Origin of the sequence: Alicyclobacillus sp. ALC3, assembly GCF_028751195.1 — a bacterium.
GTDB lineage: Bacteria > Bacillota > Bacilli > Alicyclobacillales > Alicyclobacillaceae > Alicyclobacillus_L.
Genome location: NZ_CP066784.1, coordinates 3930166 through 3954615, shown reverse-complemented (window position 1 = coordinate 3954615; position 24450 = coordinate 3930166). Strand labels below are relative to the sequence as shown.

Annotated in this window: 17 protein-coding genes; 3 read left to right on the top strand and 14 right to left on the bottom strand. The window is 58.1% G+C overall.

The annotated features are described in order from the left end of the window. The first annotated feature begins 19 nt into the window (after positions 1-19). Positions 20-1084, top strand: coding sequence for a mannose-1-phosphate guanylyltransferase (locus JC200_RS18155; protein WP_274433118.1), 1065 nt, complete (start codon positions 20-22; stop codon positions 1082-1084). Positions 1085-1137: 53 nt separating this feature from the next. Here the strand turns inward: JC200_RS18155 and JC200_RS18150 are convergent, their stop codons facing one another. The 7 genes from JC200_RS18150 to JC200_RS18120 all read right to left on the bottom strand — a co-directional run bounded on the left by JC200_RS18150 (position 1138) and on the right by JC200_RS18120 (position 10758). Then, positions 1138-2493 carry a purine/pyrimidine permease gene (locus JC200_RS18150; RefSeq protein WP_274433117.1) on the bottom strand — a complete coding sequence of 452 codons (1356 nt, stop codon included), beginning with the start codon at positions 2491-2493 and terminating at the stop codon, positions 1138-1140. A gap of 207 nt (positions 2494-2700) precedes the next feature. Next, positions 2701-4227 (bottom strand): NCS1 family nucleobase:cation symporter-1, encoded by a 1527-nt coding sequence (locus JC200_RS18145; protein WP_274433116.1) that lies wholly within the window; start codon positions 4225-4227, stop codon positions 2701-2703. Positions 4228-4268: 41 nt separating this feature from the next. After that, the gene (locus JC200_RS18140; RefSeq protein ID WP_274433115.1) at positions 4269-5159 is read right to left on the bottom strand and encodes a nitrilase-related carbon-nitrogen hydrolase; all 891 of its coding nucleotides are present in this window, start codon (positions 5157-5159) and stop codon (positions 4269-4271) included. A gap of 28 nt (positions 5160-5187) precedes the next feature. Continuing rightward, entirely contained in the window at positions 5188-6579 is a 1392-nt protein-coding gene (gene hydA, locus JC200_RS18135; protein WP_274433114.1) for a dihydropyrimidinase, read from the bottom strand. Between the two features lie 22 nt (positions 6580-6601). After that, the gene (gene preA, locus JC200_RS18130; RefSeq protein ID WP_274433113.1) at positions 6602-7855 is read right to left on the bottom strand and encodes an NAD-dependent dihydropyrimidine dehydrogenase subunit PreA; all 1254 of its coding nucleotides are present in this window, start codon (positions 7853-7855) and stop codon (positions 6602-6604) included. Between the two features lies 1 nt (position 7856). Further along, a complete protein-coding gene (locus JC200_RS18125) occupies positions 7857-9263 on the bottom strand; it encodes an NAD(P)-dependent oxidoreductase (protein ID WP_274433112.1) in 1407 nt (468 codons plus the stop codon). Between the two features lie 163 nt (positions 9264-9426). Continuing rightward, entirely contained in the window at positions 9427-10758 is a 1332-nt protein-coding gene (locus tag JC200_RS18120) for an aspartate aminotransferase family protein (RefSeq protein WP_274433111.1), read from the bottom strand. A 203-nt stretch (positions 10759-10961) separates the two neighbouring features. Between JC200_RS18120 and JC200_RS18115 the strand changes: the two genes are divergently transcribed. Further along, positions 10962-12245, top strand: a complete 1284-nt coding sequence (locus tag JC200_RS18115; RefSeq protein WP_274433110.1) for a PucR family transcriptional regulator — start codon at positions 10962-10964, stop codon at positions 12243-12245. Positions 12246-12289: 44 nt separating this feature from the next. On the opposite strand, the gene paaD is transcribed toward JC200_RS18115, so the two are convergent. From paaD to JC200_RS18090, 5 genes are read right to left on the bottom strand one after another with little or no spacing between them, the layout of a single operon-like run. Next, positions 12290-12784, bottom strand: coding sequence for a 1,2-phenylacetyl-CoA epoxidase subunit PaaD (gene paaD, locus JC200_RS18110; RefSeq protein WP_274433109.1), 495 nt, complete (start codon positions 12782-12784; stop codon positions 12290-12292). Positions 12785-12800: 16 nt separating this feature from the next. Beyond that, positions 12801-13604 (bottom strand): 1,2-phenylacetyl-CoA epoxidase subunit PaaC, encoded by an 804-nt coding sequence (gene paaC / locus JC200_RS18105; RefSeq protein WP_274433108.1) that lies wholly within the window; start codon positions 13602-13604, stop codon positions 12801-12803. 8 nt (positions 13605-13612) lie between these two features. Next, entirely contained in the window at positions 13613-14047 is a 435-nt protein-coding gene (locus JC200_RS18100; protein WP_274433107.1) for a phenylacetic acid degradation protein, read from the bottom strand. 10 nt (positions 14048-14057) lie between these two features. Then, positions 14058-14999 carry a 1,2-phenylacetyl-CoA epoxidase subunit PaaA gene (paaA, locus tag JC200_RS18095; protein ID WP_338000219.1) on the bottom strand — a complete coding sequence of 314 codons (942 nt, stop codon included), beginning with the start codon at positions 14997-14999 and terminating at the stop codon, positions 14058-14060. A 55-nt stretch (positions 15000-15054) separates the two neighbouring features. After that, complete coding sequence (locus JC200_RS18090; RefSeq protein WP_274433105.1) at positions 15055-15672, bottom strand: TetR/AcrR family transcriptional regulator; 618 nt, start codon at positions 15670-15672, stop codon at positions 15055-15057. Positions 15673-15885: 213 nt separating this feature from the next. On the opposite strand from JC200_RS18090, the gene JC200_RS18085 reads away from it, so the two are divergent. Further along, entirely contained in the window at positions 15886-16893 is a 1008-nt protein-coding gene (locus JC200_RS18085) for a C39 family peptidase (protein WP_274433104.1), read from the top strand. Between the two features lie 21 nt (positions 16894-16914). Here the strand turns inward: JC200_RS18085 and JC200_RS18080 are convergent, their stop codons facing one another. Then, positions 16915-20889: a UvrD-helicase domain-containing protein gene (locus JC200_RS18080; RefSeq protein WP_274433103.1), complete on the bottom strand. Its 3975-nt coding sequence runs from the start codon at positions 20887-20889 to the stop codon at positions 16915-16917. Positions 20890-20891: 2 nt separating this feature from the next. After that, positions 20892-24446: a PD-(D/E)XK nuclease family protein gene (locus JC200_RS18075; RefSeq protein WP_274433101.1), complete on the bottom strand. Its 3555-nt coding sequence runs from the start codon at positions 24444-24446 to the stop codon at positions 20892-20894. Positions 24447-24450 lie beyond the last annotated feature (4 nt).

Sequence of the window (24450 nt, the reverse complement as noted above, 5' to 3'; positions counted from 1 at the left end):
CCTGAAGGAGACGAACGATATGAACGGTGCTGTGATTCTGGCTGGCGGTTCTGGGGAACGGCTGTTTCCATACTCCAGCGCTTCACTGCCCAAGCAGTTTCTGCCCCTCATTGGAAACCGATCCATGCTGCAAGAGACCTACGCTAGGTTGCGCAGGCACTTTACCTGTGACCAAATTTTCATCGTCACGCAGGCGGCGTTTCAGGACCTTGTCCTCAGTCAACTACCGAACGTGACAGGCGAGCAGATCGTCCTCGAACCTGCTCGACGGGACACTGCGGGAGCCATAGCGCTGTGTCTGTCCAAGCTGAAAGATACGTTTGATGTTCTGCTGTTTTGCCCCGCTGACCACCACATTGAAGACGGCGTGGAGTGGAGTTCTGCGGTCAACACCGCGCTCGATCACGCCGTGACTCACCGCGCCATCACCCTGTTCGGAATCGTGCCAAACTACCCTGAGACAGGGTACGGGTACATCGAGTACGACCGAGCGGACAGTCCTGTCTGTAACGTTGTGCGTTTTCACGAAAAACCGTCCCGGCAAGTCGCGCTGCGGATGGTTCGGTCCGGCAGGTACCTGTGGAACTGCGGAATCTTCACGATTCCCTGTGACGTCGGTGTGAACGCGTTTCGTGAGCACCTGCCACAACACTATGATTTGATTGAACGCGGCTTTGCACAGGTCACTGAGACGGTGTTTGAAGCACTGCCGAAGGTGTCGATCGACTATGGTCTGATGGAAAACATTCATGAGTATCTGGCTGTAGTCCCTGCCTTCTTCCCCTGGAACGACTTGGGCTCTTGGTCTGCGCTCGAGCGCGTGCTAAACCAAGACGAGAACGGCAATCACACATTTGGACAAGTCAAGTCACTCGATGCACAGAACTCTATTGTGTTTGCGCCAAAGCACGAAGTCTACTTATACGATGTGGCAAACCTGCTTATTGTCTGCCACGATAACCAGGTACTCGTCGCCAATAAAGAGAAGAGCAGCGACATGAAACAGTGGCTGCCGAAACTGACTGACAAACCCGAGGTATTTCAGGACAGAACCACCGAGGGAGTCGGACAGCAGACGCAGTGAATCTGTGGCTATGGGCGCAGGGCTTTAGTCCCCCTTGCGCCCATAGTCGAAGACTACGAGTCAGGTCTGGCTGTTGAAGGTGAAGGTGAGGGTGAAGGTGAGGGTGAAGCGCCTTTGCGAAACACCAGGTGCTCGAGGATGAGCACTAAAACCACACCAACGATGAGGCCGTTGTCTAGAAGATACGCTGCCATCGGCGGCAAAGTCCTCCACGCCGTACTCGGTACAAAAAATATCCCCACTCCGGACAGCACCGCGATGCCAATGATGAACAAGTCTCTCTGATTGAGCGCCAACCCCTTGAAATCTCGCAGAGCAAAACCTAACAATTGGCCATAAATCGCAAACAAGACTGCGTAACCGACTGGTGCCGGTAAGCCCGCAGCAAAGTGACCTACGGCTGGCAGCATTCCAAGCACCAAGATGACCACCGACGAAATCAAAAACGGCAGCCGTTCGCCAATTCCGGTCAAGTCCACAAGGCTCGCCGAAACAGACAGTGGAATGTTGCCGACAGCACCCACTGCGCCCGCAATCGCAGTGCCGAACCCGGTCATGAAAGTTCCTCGGACAAAGCTTGCTCCATCAGGCCGTTCACGGTTTGCTCTCCCCATCACTTGGATGCTCGTGATGAGGTTGGACATGAGTACGACCATCGTGATGGCGCAAGTGATGAGGATTCCTGACTGCGCCTGTGGAGTACCCCACGGAAAGACCTGCGGCAGTGCAAAAGCAGGGCCTGCATGCCCAGGTGCTCCCGGTGATAAACCAAATATGGCAAACACGCCCCAACCAACCGCCAAGCCGATGAGGACAGCGAGACTCTTGACCATGCCTGGACCCTTGACCATCAAGATGACGGTAAACGCGATGAGCAAGACTGCCAGGATTGCGATACGCACATGAACGACGTTCCCACCGCTGTCGAGACCCAGTATGCCAGCGACCATACTGCGGGAAAGTTGCAGCGAGAGCAACAACATAAACGTGCCAGTGACAATTGGCGTAAACAATCGCCGCAAAAATCCAAGTAGACCAAACGCCGCGAGTAATACGGCCACCAGACCCGCTACGATGAGGCCAAGTTCAAGTTGACGCAGAAGGTCCGGGAGCGAACCACCTGTCTCTTTCGTCATTTGAATCAGTACCAATGTAACTCCCCACCAAGTACCGGCAGGACCCTCAATGATTGGGTAGCGATGGCCAAGCAGGACTTGCAGAATCCCCACCGCGCCACAAGCGATTAGTGTCTGGTCTAGGTAAAGACCTGTATTATGCGGCGACAGTCCGAAGGCATGGCCGAGGACAATCGGAACGGTAATGACGTTCGCGAGTGTAAACGCAATCCACTGGATCGTCGCCAAGGCCAAAACCGCTTTACTCGGAGAAGTTTCCCTGGAAGTGTTCAAACCGGTTCTCGCCTCCTTGGATAGTGATGCGCGCATGCATTCCAAAGCTATATTTTACCCTACTACCTCACAATTGCGCCAAGAAGTCCGTTCCCCTTGCTCCCACAGTCACGAAAACGGAGCTGTCCCGGCAGGCGTGTGAATCGCCTACAGAGGCAGCCCCAGCAATCCCGTCACTCAGGTTAACTGACCGACTTTCAAATCCGCCTACTTGGACGCTGACATCCCGTTCGCAAGTCCACCTGCGAGGTGCCCAGCCGGTTGAACCAGCGTGATGCGCTCGTATTCGGCATCAGAGAGAATGGAACGGTCGCCGCGCATCAAAAGCACGTATGCGATCATGCCACCAAGCAAGCTAAACAGCCAGCCGCCGCTCCACAAAAAGTGTAGAGCTGGGACGATGAGCCCAATGACTGCGATCAGCCAACCGATGACGAGCGCCCAAACGGCCTGCAAGTTGAACCCTCGGGCGTAGTCGTAGCGGCTGTTCGTCGAGTACAAGGCCACGAGGTCCAAGCGCTGCCTGCGGACCAGCCAGTAGTCAGCGATCGCAATGCCATCAAACGGGCCAAGCAAAGTGCCGTATGTCCCGAGCCAGTTAAAGATGTAATTGCTGAACTCAGAGAGTACGTACCACGGTTGCATACCAAAAGCGAGAAGTCCCGTGATGACAGCGCCGATGGCAAATGTGATACGGCGCGGCCACAAGTTTTCGAATGCGCGAGCGGGCGCCATGACGTTTGCGCCAACGTTAATCGTGACAGACGCTAGAATGACGACGATGCCAGAGATAATCACGAGGAGGGTCGGGAACTTCGCAATCAGGCTGACCGGGTCCCACATCGCCTGGTGATAGAGAATGACTGTTGCAGAGGTGACAGCGATGCCGATGAATGCGAACGCAGCCATGGTCAGCGGCATCGACCAGATTTGCCCCCGTACTTGTCCCTTCTGCGTCTTGGCGTAACGGGTGTAGTCCGGGATGTTGAGCGCCATCGTCGCCCAGAAGGCAATGACACTAATCACGGATGGATAAAACGCTGCCCAGAACTTCGCTCCGTGGATTGTGGCGGGTGCAGCCAGCATCGGGCCAAAACCGCCTGCCTTGTCAGCAGCCCAGATGAGCAAAATGACTGCGCCCAAAGCCAGCGTCGGCGCCGCAAACACGGCCAACTTACCAATCGCCTGCGGGCCGCGCATGGCAATGGCGACGTTGATGGCCCAGAAGATGAGAAACGACACACCCATATGAAAACCGAATGACGACCAACCGTGAATTACACGGGTGAGAATGGCATCTAACGCCTGTCCGCCGAACCACGAGTTGATGCCGAACCACCCGGTCGCAATGATGGCGCGCGCAAGCGCTGGAATATGCGCGCCCCACTTGCCAAACCACAGCCGCGCAAAGACCGGATACGGAATACCGAATTTCGTGCCTGCGTGGGAAACTAGGAGAATTGGGATGAGCACGATGACACTGCCGACCAATACCGTGATGACAGACTCCCACCAGTTCATGCCCAGTGCAATGAAGCCGCTCGCCATCGAGTAGGTCGGCAGACAGATGCACATGCCGATCCACAGCGACGCGAACTTCATGCCAGACCACGAGTGCTCGTCGCGCGTACTCGGCCGCAAGTCTGTGTTCCAAAGGGAATGATTTCTTTCGACCGAACGCACAGCCTCCTCCGTCAACACCAACACATCGCCTTGCTGAACCTGCGTAGCCATGACCCCGCCTCCTTTCGAGACAACTGTTTATTTTTCCTCAGTTACGGCAGTAACTCTACCATATCCTGATAGGTTTCCGGCCGCCTGTCGCGGTAGAACTGCCAGGTGTCACGGACCTGTTTGATGACATCACGATCTGCCACGCCAATGACCACCTCGTCTTGGTCGCGGCTGCCCATCGCGACAAACTCACCTCGCGGGTCTACCAGGTAGCTCTGCCCGTAAAACTCCCCCATGTTCCACGGAGTCTCATGGCCAACACGGTTGATGGCTCCAAGGTAGTAGCCGTTGGCGACGGCGTGCGCGGGCTGTTCAAGCTTCCACAGATACTCTGACAGTCCGGCAACCGTTGCAGATGGATTGAACACGATTTCCGCCCCATTTAACCCGAGCAGACGTGCTCCTTCGGGGAAGTGGCGGTCATAGCAAATGTACACCCCAATGCGCGCAAACTTCGTGTCAAACACCGGATAACCACCGTTGCCCGGTTTGAAGTAGTACTTCTCCCAGAAACCACATCCTTCCGGTCCTGCCTGGACCTGGGGCAGATGGTGCTTCCGGTACTTGCCGAGGTAACTGCCGTTTGCGTCGATTACTGCTGCCGTGTTGTAATACACGCCAGGAATCTCCTCTTCATAGACAGGCACAACGAGGACGACCCCTAGTTCCTTTGCCACCCCCTGCATCAGCTGTATAGTGGGCCCGTCAGGTACCCTCTCTGCCGCATCATACCATTTGGCTGTCTGCTCTGTGCAGAAATAGGGACCGTAGAACAGCTCTTGAAGGCAAATGATTTGTGCGCCTTGTTCTGCCGCTTGATGAATCAGTTTCAAGTGCTTTTCAATCGCCGCCTGTTTGTGTTCTTCCACCGGACGAGAACCGTCTGTGTCGTGGTGTGCCTGGATGAGTCCAACAGTGACTTTGGATGTCATTTGCTCTGCCTCCTTAGTACATCGCGTGCTACAGTGCGTTTCGCCCAATCTTGCCCGCACGAAGGAACTTCCCAGACCCAGGTGTTCCATAGAACTCACCTTTGTCCACAATGACCTCTCCGCGCAACAGGACCGTCCGCGGGACACCGTTGACTTTCATGCCTTCAAAAATGTTGTTGTCGACGTTCATATGGTGTGTCTCTGCGGAAATCGTCAGTTCCTGGTTCGGGTCCCAAATCACGATGTCGGCGTCACTCCCAACTGCCACAGTACCCTTCCTTGGGAAGAGACCAAACAACTTGGCGTTGTTCGTCGACGTCAGCGCGACGAAGCGGTTGAGCGAAATGCGACCCTCGTTCACGCCATGGTGATAAAGCAGCATCATCCGGTGTTCAATCGTTGGTGAACCGTTCGGGATCTTCGAAAAGTCCCGCAGACCCAGTTCCTTCTGACCCTTCAGGTTAAAGGAACACTGGTCGGAGCCAAACGCGGACAACTCGCCGCTGCGCAGCTTGTTCCACAGTACGGTCTGGTTTGACTTGTCGCGCAGAGGCGGCGACATGACGTATTTGGCGGCTTCAAAGCCCGGGCGCTCGTAGTCGGTGTAGTCGCAGACCAGGTACTGCGGACAGGTCTCGCCAAACACTGGCAGGCCGCGCCGCCGCGCGTCGCTGATCGCTTCGGCAGCCTCGGCGCAGGTCACGTGGACAACGTAGAGTGGCGCACGGGCAATCTCCGCGAGCCGAATCGCCCGGGCCGTCGCCTCTCCCTCGGCCTCTGGCGGGCGCGTCAGCGCGTGGTACTTCGGCTCGACGTGGCCCTGTGCCAGCGCCTCTTTGACGAGCACATCAATGACGTCCCCGTTCTCGGCATGCACCTGCACCAGCGCGCCACTGTCGGAAGCGAGGCGCAGCGTGCGGAACAGCGTCTCATCGTCAACCTGGAGGTTGTTTTTATACGCCATGAAGACTTTGAAGGACGCGACTCCTTCGTCTTCCACGATGTGCGGGATCTCGTTCATCACCTGCTCGTTCATGTCTCCGACCATCACGTGAAAGGAATAATCAATCACTGCCTTGTCGTCCGCCTTGCCGTGCCACTCCATAATCGCGCTCGCCAGCGTGTCGCCCTTTGTGTGGAGGGCGAAGTCGACAATCGACGTCGTGCCGCCGTACGCCGCGGCCGTCGTGCCGGTCCGCCAGTCGTCCGCTGTCACGGTGCCGCCAAAGGGCATGTCAAGATGTGTGTGCGGGTCGATTCCACCAGGAATTACGTAACACCCGGTCGCGTCAATCAGCTTGTGGTCTGCCGCTGGGACGTGCTTGGCGACAGCCACCACGACCTCCCCTTCAATCAGCACGTCTGCACGCTGAATGTCAGACGCCGTGATTACGGTGCCACCTCGAATGACCGTTCCCATTCCTACCACCTCACTTCGTGTGTTAATGTTGGAACTCACGCTCACGCCACGTCTGTGCGGCACGCCCCGTGTCCACCTCAACCATCGTGATGCAGTCTTCGACCGGGCAGACCATGGAACACAGATTGCAGCCGACACACTCCGACTCGTCAACGACGAGCATTGTCTCGCCGCCCGTTTGCGGCAGGCGGTCGATGCACTGGTGCGCAGCGTCTTCACAGGCGATGTGGCACTTGTTGCAGTGGATGCAGAGGTCCTGATTGATACGGGCGACCAGTTTGTACGACAGATTGAGGTCGTTCCAGTCGCCGTACTTCCCAACCGACTGCCCAACCAGTTGTTGCACACTGGCGATTCCCTTCGCATCGAGGTAGTTGTTGAGCCCGTCCTGCATGTCCTCGACAATTCGAAAGCCGTGGTACATGGCAGCAGTACAAACCTGGACGTTGCTCGCGCCCATCAACAGGTACTCGACTGCGTCCTGCCACGAGGCGACTCCGCCAATGCCGGAAATGGGCACCGTCACTTCGGGGTCGCGCGCGCAGTCTCCGACCATGTGCAAGGCAATCGGCTTCACCGCTGGCCCACAGTAACCCCCGTGCGCGCCACGTCCGTCCACTTGCGGAATTGGGTTCCAGGTGTCGAGGTCGACACCCATCAGGCTGTTGATGGTGTTGATCATGCTAACTGCGCTCGCCCCGCCCTGACAGGCAGCGCGCGCCGTGTGCCGCACGTCTGTGATGTTCGGCGTCAGTTTCACGATGACCGGAACCTCAGCCACTTCTGCGACCCACTCCGTGTTCTGCCGAACAAGCTCTGGAACTTGCCCAACGGCTGAACCCATGCCACGCTCGGACATGCCGTGCGGACAGCCGAAGTTTAGTTCAAATCCATCGACACCAACGTCCTGCACGCGTTTGACTACTTCGTGCCAGAGTTCGCGCACTGGCGCGATCATTAAGGACGCGATGACAGTGCGGTCCGGAAACGCGCGCTTGACCTCACTTATCTCGCGCAAGTTGTCCTCAAGAGGTCGGTCGGAGATGAGCTCAATGTTGTTCATCCCAACCATCTTCTGACCCTTCCACGAAAGTCCAGAGAACCGAGAAGTGACATTCGTGACCGGGTCGTCCGTCAAGGTCTTCCACACGGCTCCACCCCAACCGGCTTCGAACGCCCGCATCACCTGGTAGCCGCTGTTGGTGGGGGGCGCTGACGCCAGCCAGAATGGGTTGGGGCTAACAATCCCGGCCAGGTTCGAGCGCAAGTCTGCCATCTCACATTCCTCCTTCGCCTTGCGCGCCCGCCTCGTCCAAACCGAGGTCGGTTGCCGCCGTCCGTCCGGTCGCTCGACTGGTCAAGAATGCGTGCGCACTCGCAGCGGCGCTTTTGCCTTGTTCCGCAGCTTCAACGACCATCGCTTCACGGCCGCCTTTAGCGAACGTACAGTCGCCCGCGACAAACACGTTCGGAAGATTGGTGCACATGCCGTCCTGCACCGAGGCAACGCCCCCACGGTGCTCAATGCCAAACGAATCGAGCAGAGCTGTTCTGCGCTCCTGACCAATCGCCCGAATCACGGTGTCCACAGGCACAACAAATTCAGAACCTTGGACAGCGACCGGAGTGACACGGCCAGACTCATCCATGCGCAGTTCCGTCTCAACGAGTTCAAGGCCAACGACCCGGCCAGCTTCGCCCACGACCCGCACCGGAGCGCAGCGCCAGTGGAAGGAGACCCCTTCAAGTTTCGCAAAGTCATACTCGAACGGGTAAGCCGTCATTTCGCGCTCCGTGCGCCGATAACAAATCATCACTTCGTCAGCCCCGAGCCGGCGCGAACAAGTGGCTGCGTCAATCGCTGTGTTACCCGCCCCAATGACGGCCACACGTCGCCCGACAGTCGGCAAAACATCCCCAGTTTTCGCCCGTTCAATGAAGTCGATGGCGTCCCAGACGCCGTCCTGGTTTTCACCGGGTATGTTGAGTGGCGGTACGTACCCCATGCCACAGGCCACGATGACCGCATCAAAGTCGTCGAATAGCTCATCCACAGAGATGTCGACGCCGACGGCCGTGTTTGTCCGGACATCAACGCCCATCCGGGTCACTTGCTCCGCTTCCCAAAGCGAAGCTTCTGCTGGAAGTCGAAACGGAACGATGCCGTACGTGTCAAGTCCGCCGAGCTGTGCCTTCGCCTCAAAGATGGTGACAGCATGACCGTGACGCCGAAGGTCCCGCGCAGCCGCGAGTCCCGCTGGTCCGCTGCCAACCACAGCGACGCTCTTGCCAGTGGATGGACCTGCTTGAAACAAGGTGACATCACAGTCTTTCGCCCAGTCGGTGGCATACCGCTGCAAGTCACCAATGCGAATGGGAGACTCGTCGCGCCCAAGGACGCAGGCTCCCTCACACAGGTCCTCTGTCGGACAAACGCGAGCGCAACTTGCTCCGACGGGATTCGCGTCCATAATCACACGTGCGCTGCCAAGCAGGTTGTCAGTCGCGATCTTTTGAATGAAACTTGGGATATCGATGTGGGTGGGACAGGCTTTCGTACACGGTGCGTCGTAACAAAACAGGCAACGGTTGGCTTCTCGAAGCGCTTCCGGTCGTGTGAGAGGGTCCTCAAGGCTCTCATCCAACCGGTGGGCTACAAGTTCATTGACAGACCCTCTTGTCAAGTTCGCTCGCTCTCCTTCCGGTATCCAGTCCGGCAACGCATGTCGAACATTCGTAATCGACAGGCTATTGTGCGTATAAGATCATAGGGAGGACTTATCTAGTTCATGAGTGACAAGTTGTATGAAATTCAGTGCCGGATGACGACTAATTTCACCGACGGCCCTAGGGAGTGAGTTGTGCGAGCCCTGACTCCTCCCTCACCATTCGCGCCAAAGCGCCCTCCATCAGTGACAGTGCGTCATCTACTTGTTGCCGGCTGACGTTCAATGCTGGCGCAATGCGAACAGTATTTCCGTACAGCCCGCCTTTCCCAATGAGCAGGCCCTCGGCTTTGGTGTATTCGAAAAATCGGTTGACGAGGTCAGGAGCTGGTTCCTTGTCGGAGCGGACGAACTCCATCCCCTGCATCAGTCCCTTCCCTCGCACGTCACCGATCATCGGGTAGCGCTGTTGTAGTTCTTCGAGCCCCGCTCGCAGCACAGCCCCTTGGTCCCGCGCATTCTCCGTCAAACTGTCTTCGTCAATGACATCGAGCGTGGCCAAGGCAGCCCGCATCGACACCGGATTTCCTCCAAATGTCGAGATGGTTGGCCCAGTGTACTGACCTGCGACTGCTTGAGTCGCAATCGTGGCGCCAATTGGGTGCCCGTTGCCGAGTCCCTTGGCGAAGGTCATCAAGTCCGGGTCCACACCGCTGTGTTCAATCCCGAACGCTTTCCCTGTGCGCCCGAAACCCGTCTGCACTTCGTCGGCAATGAACAACCCGCCGTACTTGCGGACAATGTCGGCAATCTCTTGAAAGTACTCGTCTGGCGGCGTGATGAACCCACCCACACCTTGAATCGGTTCGGCGATGACGGCCGCGATGCGCCCGGACGTTGAAGTTCTGATTGTGTCTTCCATGTCCTTGGCGCACTCGAGGCCACAACGGTCCGGCGTCTTGCCAAATGGGCAACGATAGCAGTAGGCGTTCATGGCGTGTACGACACCCGGTGTACCAGAGAGTCCAATTTTCCAGTTGGCTTGCCCTGTCAACGTCATCGCAAGCGCCGAGCGCCCACTGTAGCTGTGCCGAAGCGCTATCACGTCGTATGCGCCGGTGGCCGTGCGCGCCATCGCAACCGCCGTTTCATTCGCCTCTGTGCCGCTCGACGTAAAGAAGCTGACTTCGAGGTCTCCCGGCGTCATCTGTGCGAGTCGCTCCGCGAGGTCTACCATCGGAGCAGTGATGTAGAGAGTGGAAACATGTGTGAGTTTCTGAATTTGGTCCACGACAGCAGCGTTCACTCGCGGGTTGGCGTGCCCCACGCTGACCGTGAGAATGCCACCGAAAAAGTCGAGGTAGCGTTGACCACTCTTGTCAAAGAGGTAACATCCGTCGCCGTGATGTAGTTCAATCGGCTCTGCGTAGTAGGTCGCAACGCCTGGAGCTAGTACGCGGCGTTGCCGATTGGCGAGCTCCCCCGCCTCTTGTGACACCCCTGAGTTCCCCATCATCTGGCCCCTTTTCGAGCTGCCGCCAGTCTTCGCGCCTCGGCAGGCAGCATGGTAGACTGAAGTTGCCCATAGGGTAGCACAGGGGTTGCACCCCGACATGATACAATTTGTATGACGCTGTTGCGGAAAGTCGTGACAGGTTTACAGGCAAGTTTTATAGATCAGGAGTTTTGTACTGCTGTGGCGAGGACGTGGTGCACGTGCAGCCGTTTCTGCGAGTCTGCGACGTATTAAATCGACCTGTGTTTGAAGCCGCTGACTTGGTCGCGGGCGAATCCGGGTTAGAGCGAGTTGTGCGTTGGGTCCATATACTTGATATCTCTGAACCACTTGACCACATTCGCGGTGGAGAATTGATTCTCACGACTGGTCTTGGATTTGGCGGCGAGGTCACGCGCTTTTGTTCCTTTGTTGAGCAGCTTGTGGCCGGCCGAGCCGCAGGGCTATGTATTGAACTTGGCACAAGTGTTCGAGAAATTCCAGATGCGGTCCGCGACCTCGCCGAGTCGTCAGGATTCCCCCTCATTGTGTTTCGCCGTAAGGTGCGCTTTGTGGACATCACGCAGGACGTACATAAACTGATCTTGATGCAAGAACGCCAAGCGTTCTTCGAACAAGACTGGGTCGAGCAGTGGTTGCGCCAAAGTGGCGGCAACCTGCCAGTGCGGGACGAATACGAACAACGTCAAGCCTTGCCAATTGCGCCGCGACTCGAGCGCAAAACAGCAAACTCCACCAAAGTCTATCGAGTCGCTGTACTGAAAATCGACGACGCATTGGTCGGTCCGAGCCCGGCGGGACTGCCGTTCGATGTGGCAACAGACTGGTTTAACCGCCGGACGGAACTGTCACTGGCCGTCAAGAACGCGTTTGCGCAGCACGGCATTCGCTCTTACTTGTCCGTCCGAGCTGACCTAATTGTGGCGATTTTAGAGCGCGATGTAAGACGAGTTGAGGGGCCCACACCGTCCGACTGGTTGGACCAAGTGAATCCTGCGTTCGAATCGTTGACACGGGGTTTACAGCGCTCCGGCTGGAACAATGCACCCTGCATGGGCGTTGGCAGTGAGGTCTGTGAACTGATCGACGTGCCACGCAGTTATACCGATGCGAAGACGACGCTTGCAATCTGTGAACAAGTACACGGGACCGGCTGGATGTCCTCGGAAGAGACCGGGATCTACCAATGGGTGGCGATGCTCTCGCTGCATACTGAAGCGAGTTACAGCGTACAGCGCACACTTGCACCCGTGCTCGACTTTGACAGGAGGCACCACACCAGCCTACTAGATACCCTCAAAGCGTTCCTTGACTGTGACCGTTCTAAACAGCAAACAGCAGATGCCCTGTTCATTCACCGTCAAACGCTCTACCATCGACTGGAACAGTTGCAGCAACTTCTCTCAGTCGACCTGGACGACCCGGTCGCCCGCCTGTTTCTGCACGTAGCGATATACTACCACCTGTTTCACCAGCAGGATTAACTACAATTAGCCGTGTGCGCGAGAGGCAGACCCTGCAGAACCTCTTAGACGGGCTTCATCGCTTCAAACGGCTGATGGCAATCCTCGCAGTAAAACACCGACCGACAGGCGGTTGGTCCAAACAGACTATCGAGGCGCGTGTGCGACGATCGACAGTACGGGCACTCGGCGGTTAAAGAGTTCATCTGGAGTAGGCCGCAGGCCGGCGGAGCAATTCCGAACTCGCGTAAGCGAACCTTCGCCGTTTCCGTCATTCGCTCGGTTGTCCAAGGTTCATCGTACACGAACTCCACGTCAGCAGATGTGACACCTTCTACGGCGAGCACACGGTCGATGACGTTGCGGCGAATGATCGATAGCGCAGGACACCCCATAAAAGTCGGCATGAGTTGCACCAAGGCGTGTCCATCGGCGCTCGTCACGCTCCGCACCATGCCGAGGTCCATGATGCTGAGTGCCGGGATTTCTGGATCAAATACGTCGTAAAGAGCTCGTTCCACCTCCGGAGCCAACGCCTCCTCCTGCACGCGCTTCATCATGTTGCCACCCCCCTTGTTACCACACGGCAGTTTTGTCAAGGTCGTACACTTCCGAGAGCGTTCCGAGCAGTTCCTTGAGCGCATCAGTGTGCACCGCACGCGCCTCGCTACCGCCGTTCTGCTCACCTAGCCAAGGCGCTGGCGGGACAATCAGTCCTGCTCCCCGCATCACCCTCGACACGTTTTCGAACCAAGCTTCCCGGACCTCGCGGCCGCTCAAACTGATAATGCCGTTTGCCAACAAGTCCTGTTCCGCTTCACCGAACATGAACAGTTCCGGCAAGTCCGGCCATTGGGTCGCAATGGCACGCTCAATGCGCTCCTTCGCTTCACCGCCAGCCTGTGCCAGTCGAGTAAACCATGTCTGGGCGTGCAACCGATGGTAGTACTCTTCACGCAGCATCTTTGCGGCACCTTGCCGCAGCGGTTCGTACGAACTGTGTGTCAACGCGGTTAACCGCAGGTGGTCAAATTCGTCGTAAAAAAAGTGGCGCACCACAGTATAAGCCCAATCACCATTGCCTCGTTCAACCAAAACGGCGTTCCGTCGGACATCGTGTGGTCGTTCGTAGGCGAGCAACTCCACGGGCTCTCCCGTCAAACCGGATACGAGGTTGTAGTAGTAAACGGCGTGCCCGACTTCATCCTGACTGATGGACCCAAACGCAACGTCTTCTTCAATTTCGGGCGCCATTCCCAGCCACTCCGATTCCCGGTGGCCCATCACAAGTTCGTCGTCTGCCGCCTGACACAGGAACGAAGTGAGTGCTGCAATGTACCTGTCATCGGTTGTCTTCGCAACAAATTGTGCGTATGTCACAGACCTCGTCACCGACCTCTCTGTGTTGGGGCAGATTCAGTGGCAAGTCCATCGCCTGACGTGACTTGGTCTTCGGGATTGCCACTGCCCGCGTGTTTCACATCTTCCACAACTTCGTCAATCTCCATCGCACGCAGTTTAAATGCCTTCCAGCGTCTGGCATTGTCAGCGTATCCATCGACGCGGCGGTAGTCCCGGTCGAACTCAACGGCAAAGAAGTCCACGTCTTCGGATGTCTTGACTGCAATGAATCGCTTCGGCACAACCCATAGGCTGTGGGCCTTGTCGCGGCGCAGGAAGTTCTCGCGCGCGACGATCAGCGCCATATCTGTCGATGACGCCAACACACTGCCGACGTACTGATGTGGCTCAAGTACGTCGTATTGGACAAACACCTCGTATGCCTCGTACAGTCCGCCACTGTTTCCGCTAGCTGTTGTCATGCCTGCCGCCTCACTTTCCCAACACGCTGACGTGTGCACTGTCGGCAGTGCGCTTCATCGCTTCACGCACCCACGCCTGCTCGGTGTGCGCGGCCTTGCGTAGGGCAATGCGTGCTTGCGACATCGGCCCTGAGTTCTTCCGAACAATCTCGCCAAACTTCTGCCAATCTGGCTGAGTGTATGTCCACTGTTTTTTGATCCCGTCGTAATGCAGTATTTCATCGGGAATTGTCAGGCCAATCGAGCGGATACGCGGCACGTAGCGAGTGAGAAACTTCTGGCGCAGTTCCTCATTGGTGCGCTCGCGAATTCGGTATTTCAGCATGACACGCGCTGAGTCGGAAATCTCAGGCGGGCCAAAGAAGAACATCAGAGACTCCCACCAGCGGTCAACCGCGTCCTGCAACATCTGGCGTTGCTCTGACGTACCTTCGGCTAGCGAAAGAATGATCGATTCTCCATGTTGCATATGAAAGCTCTCTTCAGCACAGATGCGTTTGAGTACGCGCGCATACGGCGCGTAGGACGTATCAAGGAGCGCCGCCTGAGAGATGATTGCAGCTCCGTCTACCAGCCAGCCAATGACGCCAGCATCTGCCCAACTCGGCGCAGGCATGTGAAACACGTTGTGAAATTTAATCCGGCCCGTGTAGATGTCTTCTATCATGGACTCACGCGTCGCTCCAAGCGGTGCAGCCAGTTCTTCTGCAATCCGCAGCAGCAGCTGTCCGTGACCAATCTCATCCTGCACCTTCGACATAATCCCGAGTTTTCGGCGCAGGGACGGCGCCTTCGGTACCCATTCCTTTTCTGGATAGGCCCCCATGATTTCACTCACACCGTGCATTTGTATGAACTTTACGAGGACCATCCGGTAGTCATCCGGCATCCAGTCCGTTGCTTCAATCTTCTCACCGCGCTCAATCCGCGCCATAAACTGCGTTACACGCATATCTTCAGTAGACGTTACCACCGCGTGGGCCTCCTCACTGCTAGCTTTCTTCAACTCACACTTCCTTGATTGCTCTCGGTCTTGGTCCGACGTCTGCACTACGTCGATTGACCCCGTACAACAGGACGTCAGCTAAGCGGTCGGCCACGGCTTTGGCGCTCAGTTCTCCCGCAGGGTCGTACCATTGATACAGCCAATTTGCAACGGAAAGACTCACGATGCGGCTGAATCTCTGATTCGACATCACGAACGTTCCTTCTGCCACCCCATATTGAATCACTTCTTGCCACAGATGTTCATATTTGTCCCGTTTGTCTTGAATCAGAGCTCGCCGCTCACCTTCGAGCGCGCGCCACTCGTGCGAAAAGACTGTCGCTGCGTCGAGATTGCGCGCCACTACACCAATGTGTGCCGCTAGTGCTTCACGAAACTTCTCCTCTGCAGAAAGCTGCCGCGAGACAACGGCCGCTAGGGACTCGAGGAACTGATCTGCGACCGAATCGACAATCTCGTACAACAAGTCTTCCTTGGTCCGAATGTGAGCGTACAGACTGCCAGAGAGAATCCCACTCATCTGTGCGATGTCGCGAATCGTCGTGCCGTGATAGCCCCGTTCACTAAACAGCACACGCGCCGAATGAATGATGTCTTCGCGCCGACCCTTATCTCCCATGAATGGCCCTCCAACTGTGGGTGATGGCTACACTCACCAACAAGCGCTTGCTTGTTGCTAGTGTAGTCCCGCGTACAGAAGGCTGTCAATGAGTGTAGAGCTGATTTGTCATGTTTAACCGAAAATTCATAACAACGTGATACTTCCTTGCTCTGTCACTCAGCTATACCACACACCGTCACATTCATATAGAATAACGAGGGGAGTGGTTTGATGCAGAAACACCAACGCAGGCGAACAAACAACACGGGATGGCGGGTAGCGGCAATCGTACTCGCGGCCTTCGTAGGCGTAGCGGGTGGAGCTACCGTCGGTTTTTTCCGCGCCGGTGCGATAAATGGGTACGCACCGCCGGCACCTGTTGTGCCATCAAACACCGCCTCCCCCACCACAAAAGTCCCACAACGGAAAACGTCTGTGCCAAACAACGCCGCCACTGCCGGCAACAATACAGTCAGTCCAACGGAGAATTCTACTGGCGATTCCACAGCCAATTCCACGGGCAATTCTACGCCTTCTAGCAATCAGACGGCGCCTTCAAACCAGACGACGCCGCCTCCAACGGACACCTCGTCACCGTTGCCTGCGAGCACCATGTTGCAAGTTCCTGCCCAGAATCAACTCCCGCAGCTTCCGAACGGCTGCGAGGTCACCAGCTTGTCGATGCTATTCACTGCAGTCGGACATCCCGTCAGTCGATTCACACTGGCCGACGAAATCGCGAAGGACCCGACGCCATTGGTGAAGAATTCATCAGGAACAATCATCGAGTGGGGAAACCCGAACGTCGGATTCGTCGGGAATATGGCAAAGATTGGATTTGGCGTGTACCATGGTCCGATTGCAGCACTGATCAACCAAATTCTTCCGAACCGCGCTGTGGATTTGACCGGCCAGTCCTTCGACACCATCTTGCGCACCGTGGCTGCTGGCACTCCGGTTGAAGTGTGGACAAATCAATACTTTACACCGTTGCCAGAGACCGCATTCATCACCTGGCAAAGCCCAACCGGCCCCGTCCACACGACATTCTACGAACACGTTGTGCTAGTTGTAGGTTACGATGCAGAACACATTTACATCGACAACCCATTAGGAGGCATTCAGAGTCAAGCCGTCAATCGTCAGCAATTCATTGCGTCCTGGAAACAGATGGGGTCGCAAGCCGTCACGATTGCAAACGCGCCTACGACCACGGATACCCAGTCGACCGCACCGTAACTCAGACGTCGATTACAGAGTCTACTTTGCACCCCCTCGAAACACCTCAGCCACATCGACAGCCTGCATCGACACTGCGACGTGCGCTTCCACAAAGAAAGTGTATGCATCCACTCTGTCACTGCCTACCAATGCTTTCACCGCCGCCATGTAGGTAGCCAACTGTGCAGTGTACTCCGTCGCCTGCTCGGCCACATTTTGGGCGGAGACGCGGTCTGTCTTATAGTCCACAATGAGCCAGCCATCCTGCTCCTCGACGAGCACGTCGATCACACCCTGGACAACCACATACCTTCCCTTCTCAACAGGCCGCCCGGGAGACACTGCGTTCTCCTCGCCAGACACGCGCACCACTTGCCCCGTCGTCAGGTCAATTCGACTGATAAAAGGTTGCTCGCGCCAGACGCGTTTCGCGTCGCGCAGGCGACATCCGACATCGGAAGTGAGAAAGTCCACGATGTCCTGTGGATTCAGTGCAGCGAGCAATTCCTCGTCTACGAGCTTGCGGCGCGCCACATCTGCCAATTGTTCTAAGACGATCGGGAGTGTTGGCGTAACCTGAAAATCGATGTGTTGCATCACGGCGTGGAACGCCGTCCCGCGCTTTCGTCCCGATGGCCCTTCGTGAGACTGGACAAAGACTGGGTCGTCAAGCAGTCGTTCTGCCGCCGCTCTGTGCTGATGGCGCACCGCCCCCGAACGCCCCTTTGCTGCCACCCACAATCGCCGCAACTCGGTGGCCGACACCTTCCCGGGCACACTGCGCAGCACCGCGCTCTGGTCTTGCCAGGAGAGCGCCTGCATCACGCCATCACGCACCTCGTCCCGATTCATCGGTGTCCCTGTAGCGACGGCTTGTGCCTCGTCACCCACTTGCTCCCCACCATCCGTCGAAGCTACATCGCCCGCTATCAACGACTCGAACACCTGCCGTAATTCGCGTCCGCCAGGTAGATTCCACAGTGTCCATGTATAGGCTGAAGAGAAGTCCCGCAGTTCACTTGCAGGCAACGCTAGACCCTGCACGACTTCCTGTTGCAGTGTCCGAACACCATGTGGGTGCCTCAACAGCGCCGGGATTAGCCAATCTAGGTAGGTCTTACCACCGAGCAGAATGCGAGGCGACAAAGGCGCCTGCTGCACGTCGCACTCTGCTATGCGGTCGGATGCTCGGGCCAACAACGCTGGCACATTGCTGGCGGACCCGACCAAAATGAGTCGCTCACGCGCCCGCGTCAGCGCAACGTAGAGGACTCGCGCTTCCTCTGCAAGAAACTCCGTTCGCTCCGCCTCTTCGAGCGCGAACGACGCCAGTGTGCGCCAGCGGCGCTGCGTGGCGGCATCGACCATCTGCGGTCCAAAACCGAGCGTGCGGTGCAACGGCAGACTCCGTTCCTCCGTCCCCCGATAGAATTGCTTCCCGAGGTCTGCGACGAACACGACCGGATACTCCAGTCCTTTGCTCCGGTGAATCGTCGTAATACGCACCACGTCTTCGTTCTCACCAAGCGTACGCGCTTCGCCTGCATCGACGTCGAGACCCGTCGTCTCGCGAACCATCGTGATAAATCCGTGAACACCTTCCACTGACGAGCGGTCAAACGACCGGGCGATGTCAAGCAAGGCGTCCAGGTTGGCAGACCGGATGTCTCCACCTGGCATACCAGCCAGGTACTGCGACAGCCCCGTCTCCTCAAGTACGGCACGAATGGTCGGTTCAGCAGGGTTGCGCCGTGCAAAGGTGCGCCAGCGGTCGAGGCGAGTCAGGAACCGAGCCGCTTTCACGTCTGCTTGCGCCGCACTCTCTGCGAGTGCTTCTGGTCCCGGCCATGGCGAGTCACCTTTTTGGCGCGACCGCCTAGCTGCGCGACGGAGAGAGTCGTACAAACTGCCCCGTTGCCCAGCGCGCAACAGTGCCAGTTCGCGGTCCGTAAATTCGGCAATCGGCGAACGAAGCAGAGCGGCTAGGTCAATATCGCTTTGTGGGTTGTCGATCGCGGACAGGAGCGCTAGCAGCCACTTAACCTCGAGCGAACCGTAAAAGCCACTTGAAGTCTGTCCGTACGCTGGGATGCCCGCTCGACGAAACACTTCCAGCACAGCGTTCATCCGTCCGGCGACGGAGCGCATGAGCACCGCGATATCGCGATAGGTGAGCGGCCGATAACACTTGTCTTCCTTGTCCCAGACGACGGCCCGCACAGTGCCCGGTGAGAGCCCCATCAACTCGCGGATGCGCGTGGCAATGACGAACGCCTCTTTTTCGATCGCGGACAAGTCCTCAGGAGCGGGCAAGTCGCTGTCTGAATCAGCGGGTCGGCGCAAAGCTTTGCCGCTGGCGAAGCCAGTCGCGTCCGCTTCGTCCGCCACGTCGGCGTCCGCCAGCACATCGGGATCAGATTCCTCATCCTCATCGCGCGACTGACGCTCGATGAGGTGCAGTTCCACTGGGCCGGAAAGAAGGGGTGCAACTACATCTCCCGGTGGGATAGGATACTCGGCACCTGCGCGCATCTGGGCGCGGTCGTCGTACGGAATGGAGCCGAAGTCTTCGGAAAACAGCTGCTGGAACAGAAAGTTCACGGCGCCGACGACTTCACTGCGGCTGCGGTAGTTGTCAGGTAAGTCTACAACGCGCCCGTCACCACGGCGATAGCGTTCAAGAAAGATGTTCGGCTCCGCCATGCGGAAGCGGTAGATGCTCTGCTTGACGTCACCGACAACAAACACATTTCCTTGTGGTCTGGCGATGCAGCCGACGATTGCGTCCTGAATCGGGCTTGTGTCCTGGTATTCGTCGATGAACACCTCTGCGAACTCGGCCTGCAGCCGCTCCGCCTCCCCCGTCTCCACGTCTTCGAGGGCTCGCAGGGCAAAGTGTTCGAGGTCGCTGAAGTCAAGCCCACCAAGCGCCCGTTTCTCACCTGCCATGCGGTCTTGGAAGTCCTGCACAAACGCTGCCAATGTGGCGATGTCCGGCGCGAGGTCAATCATGTCTTGTTGCAGCCCAGCCTCCCCACGACCACAAACCGCGAGAATGCGTCGAAGTTGCTTAATCGCGGCCGCGCGCAGGTCTTGAACAGCTTTCTTCCACTCGTGGTCACCGGCACGGGGACTACCTTTGATGGCTGCCTCGATTACCCCGCACCAGGCAGCGTATTGCTCGTTCGCCCCACGCAGAAGGTCGGTCTGCGCGAGCGCGTCGCGGATGGCGGAGACGTTGACTGCGTAGCTGTGCAGTTCTTCGTACAACTGTGCAATCGTTTCTGCCTGAGCCAGTTGTTCATCTGCCTCAGCGAGTTCGCGGTCGAGGAAGGCAGAAAATGCAGGCGTCCACGGCAAGTCGCGGAACTCCTTCGTCGATGCCTCTGCAAACCGCGCCGCCATTTCCTGTAACCACTGCGTCGGATGCGGCTGACTGCGCGCAAAGTCGTCGAGTCGAAAAACCGTCTGTGCGATGGCGAGTGGGTTCGTTGCACCGAATCTTGACAACATGTGCTCCACGGCCGAGGTTGTGGCGGCATCTGCCAAACGCTCGTCGAGCAGTTGTTGCAACACGCGGTCGCGAAGCACCACCAGCTCGTCCTCGCCGAGAATCCGGAAGTTCGGGTCAAGACCGAGCGGCAGGAAGTTGCGCCGTACGACGTCGAGGCAGAAGCTGTGCAATGTCGAGATCTGCGCTTGGTCGAGCAGCATCAACTGCCGCGCGAGTTGCGTGCGAAGCTGCGCGTCTGCGTCTTGTGCCGCTTTCGCGTGCAGACCGTGTAGACGACTGCGGATGCGCTGGCGCATCTCCGCTGCGGCTGCTTCGGTGAAAGTCACAATCAGGAGGGCTGGGAGGTCAACGGGGTTTTCCCCTGCCACGCACAGAACTACGCGTTCTACGAGTACGGACGTCTTTCCCGAACCAGCGCCTGCGGAGACGACGACGTTTTCCCCCCGCGACTCAATCGCGCTCTTCTGAGTCGGGGACCATGACCGGTCGTAGGTGTACACAGTTATGCCTCCTCCCTCTGCGTCTCATTAGCGGCTAGATACGCTTGTGTCCAGGCTGCTGTTAGGTCGTCGCGGTTTCGCTTTTGCAGCCGCCGGAACGGAGCGCGGTCCCAGCGCGGGTCAATCTGGCACATCGCTGAGAAAGCACAGTAGTCGCACGCGGTCTGACTGTCGAGCTGAAATGGCGCCACGGCGATGTCCCCGCTGAGCATGCGTGCAGCCTGCCCTCGCACGTGTTGCCAGACCCGGTGCTGCATCGCTCGCCACTCCGTCTCACTCAGCGCAGGCGCCGACTTTGCTAGTCCGCCATCCTTTTTGTACACCTGCCCAAACAGCTCACTTCCACCTGTCGCGAGCTTGTCGTCCATCGCTTTGACGAACTCTGGCTTGTCCACGACGAGCCCATTCGCCCGCATCCCTTTTACAGCTTCTTCGCGAGCGCCTTCCAGCGTATCCGGTACATCTTTGGTTTCCGGTTTCTGGCGCAGCGGAATGTAGAGCATCGCCGCTGGCACAGCAGACCGGCCGAACAAGGCGTCAGCCCTCTCTTCCACGACGGTTGCGTACACCGGCAACTGCAACTGTAGACCCTGTTCGATTTGGTTCCAGTCCAGCTTTTTCTGGCTGCTCTTGTAGTCCACGATGCGAAACGCAAACTCACCGTCGATTTCCGCCACATCGACGCGGTCGATGCGACCGCGCAGAAGAACTGTCACGCCCGGCTCCACCTCGATTTCGAGAGCAGGCAGACGGTCATTCGCAGCCAGGCCAAACGAGAGTTCCATCGCCATCGGTGCGAACAGTCCGCGCCGGGCGTGACGGGTCAGGACGACCGCTGCGACGTCAAGCACGCTTGCCGCCTCGGCAGCACGGGCTGAACGCAGAGCGGAGCGGCGCCACGGCGCTGCACCTGGCGCTGCGAGAACGGCTGTAAACGCACGCTGCATCGCAGCCACGGCCTCCTCGTCGGTCATGTCGCGCCAGCGCGCCATGTCCACGCGATTGTCTTCGACAAATCGGAGTAGTGTGTCGTGCAGAAGATTCCCGCGCAGCGCAGGGCTAATCCCAACTTGCGGGCGTTCCGCAAGGTGCAGTGCATGCGTCGCGAAGTGACGGTAATGACAACTCGCGTAGGCCTCCAACTGATGGACGTTCACAACCAGTGGGTCCGGGTAGATGAATCTGGCGAGTTGCGCTCCAAGCGGCTGCGCTGCGGTTTTGTGCTGGACGCCGCGCAGTGCCCGCTCGAGGGTCTGTTTGCGCACATCGTCCTGCTCGAACCAGTCGAGAATCGCGTCGTACACCGCATGTGTGCGCAGTGTACCCGCAGACTTTACGTCGCGCAGCGCAGCCGCGATCCACATCAGTGCAATCGCGGGCGTCAGCGCAGTCACGTCGGGGATGTCTGCTCCGGCGCGGTGCAGTGTATCGTGAAGCCACAGCTGTTCGGAGATGGCGTCGTCATCGAACAGTGTGCGCAACTGTGCGATAAGCAGCGACGGCTGTGCCGCCTTGCCATCCATCCCGGCTAGCGGATAGGACAAGTAGAGTTGTTCTGTGGCGCGGGTCAGCGCGCCGTACACAACTGAGCGCTCTGCCAACTGCCGCTGTGCTGAGGTATCGGCAATGCGAACGCCAAACAAATGCGCGAACTGCTCGCGCTCATCGTCTTGCAACAGTCCCGTCGGGCGGATTCGTCGTGGCAATGCGCCGTCCAGAGCACCTAGGATGAGCACAGCTTTGGCCTCCCAAGCAGAGGCGTGCGTGACTTGGGTGACGAGCACTTCGTCCACACCAGCCGGAATGGAAGAAAGCGACTGACCGACGATGTCATCGCGGACCAACCGGAACAAAAATGACCGTTGCAGTGCCTCGCCACTGTCGGTCTGTGCGAGGTCATTCAAGACGGCGAGCAGTCGTACCCACGCCTGCTCATGCAGGCTCGCTTCGGCAGGTTGCTCTGCAGCAGACTCGTTGACCATCCACGTGGCTGCGCTGCGCTTCGCCTGAACGCGCCCAAGCAAGGCCCACAGCGCCTCAGCCAGCGCTGTGGGAGTACACTCGGCACCTCCGACATCAGCGAACAGCGGCAGCATCACGTCTGCTAACTTGCGGCGCAGTTCATCTCCACGCTCGTCGTCGCGCTGCGCGGTTTCGGATCCCGGCCCACCATCCGTCGCGGCTGATGCATATGTCCAAGGTTTGTCGTCGGCCAGTGCTGCTTGTCCCTCAATCTCGTAAGTGCGCAGATAGGTCTCGAGCCAGTCCGCTTCGTCACGGGCGAGTCCGCACAGGTCGCACTTCAGCAAGCGAATGAGCGCCGGTTGCGCAAGCTTTGACTCGACGGCGTCGATCGCAGCTAACACCAGCGTCGCGAGTGGGTGTGTGGCGAACGACGGGAACACATCAATGTAGGCCGGGACTTCGCGGCGCGCCAGACTGTCCGCCAAGAGCGGAGCGTAGTCAGCAAGCTGCGGTACGAGGATGGCGATATCTCCGTATGACAGTCCCTCCTGCCGCACGAGCCGGGCGACCGCTTCGGCAGCACCGTCCGCCTCAGCGCGCGGATTTTGCGCAGCTGCAAGGTGTACGTGCGGCGCTTTGCCGCCTCTGGCGGGTCCCTGCGCGAACAGCAGAGCCTCGACCCGCGCCAAGTCCGGTGCGCGTCCAAAGCGCGCCTCCCCAGGCTGCCTCCGTTCCGGGACGACGGTCGCAGAGACGCCCACCTCTGCACAACGGGCGAGCCATTCATGACACGCGCGCAGGGCCTGCGGCGCAAACACGCCATCCGCTGTGATCGCGTGACTTTGTAAGGCATCGGGATGGACCGGAAAAGTGAGGACGGTCCGGTCTGCCACCCGCGCCGCTGCCAAGAGAAACTCCCGCTCGTCTGGCAGCAGGTCAAAGAAACCATCCACGTACAGCGTCGCACCCGCCAAGTCTGGATAGTCGGACAGACGTGGTTGTGTCAGCGCGAGCAGCTGGTCTGGGTCGTACAGGTCACGCTCAGACAGAGCTCGCGCGTAGTCCGCATACAGAAGACACAGCTCGCGCAACTTGCCAAGGAGGCGCTGCGACGCACTAACAACCCGCCGTGGAGAGGTTTCCAGCACGGCCGCGGCGGCGGTCTCAAGCATGGCCTCGACTTGGTCCAAGCTGACCAGGTGGTGCGAGAACTCGCCGAACACGTTCAAAATGCCGTCGAGGAAGTCGAGCGATGGCGCAGTGCGGTGTAACACCCGCAGGTCACCTGCGCGCCGCTGATAAATGCTCGCGAGCAACAACCGCCGGCCTGTTTGCAAGATTGGCTGCTCACCTTGCCCTGTCTCCTGATGCGCACGCTGTGCGAGGCGTTGCAGGTTGAGTACCTCGGCCCGCACAGACGCCGGAACGTGCTCTAAGAGCAACCGTTCCGTCGCGTACGAGGCATCACTTGGCACTATCCAGAAAATGCGCGGTCCAAAAGGTGCTTGCCGCAATTCTGCTGCGATTGTCTGCGCGATACGCGTCGACTTCCCTGACCCGGCTCGTCCGAGTCTAACCTCCACTTGTCCCATGCCA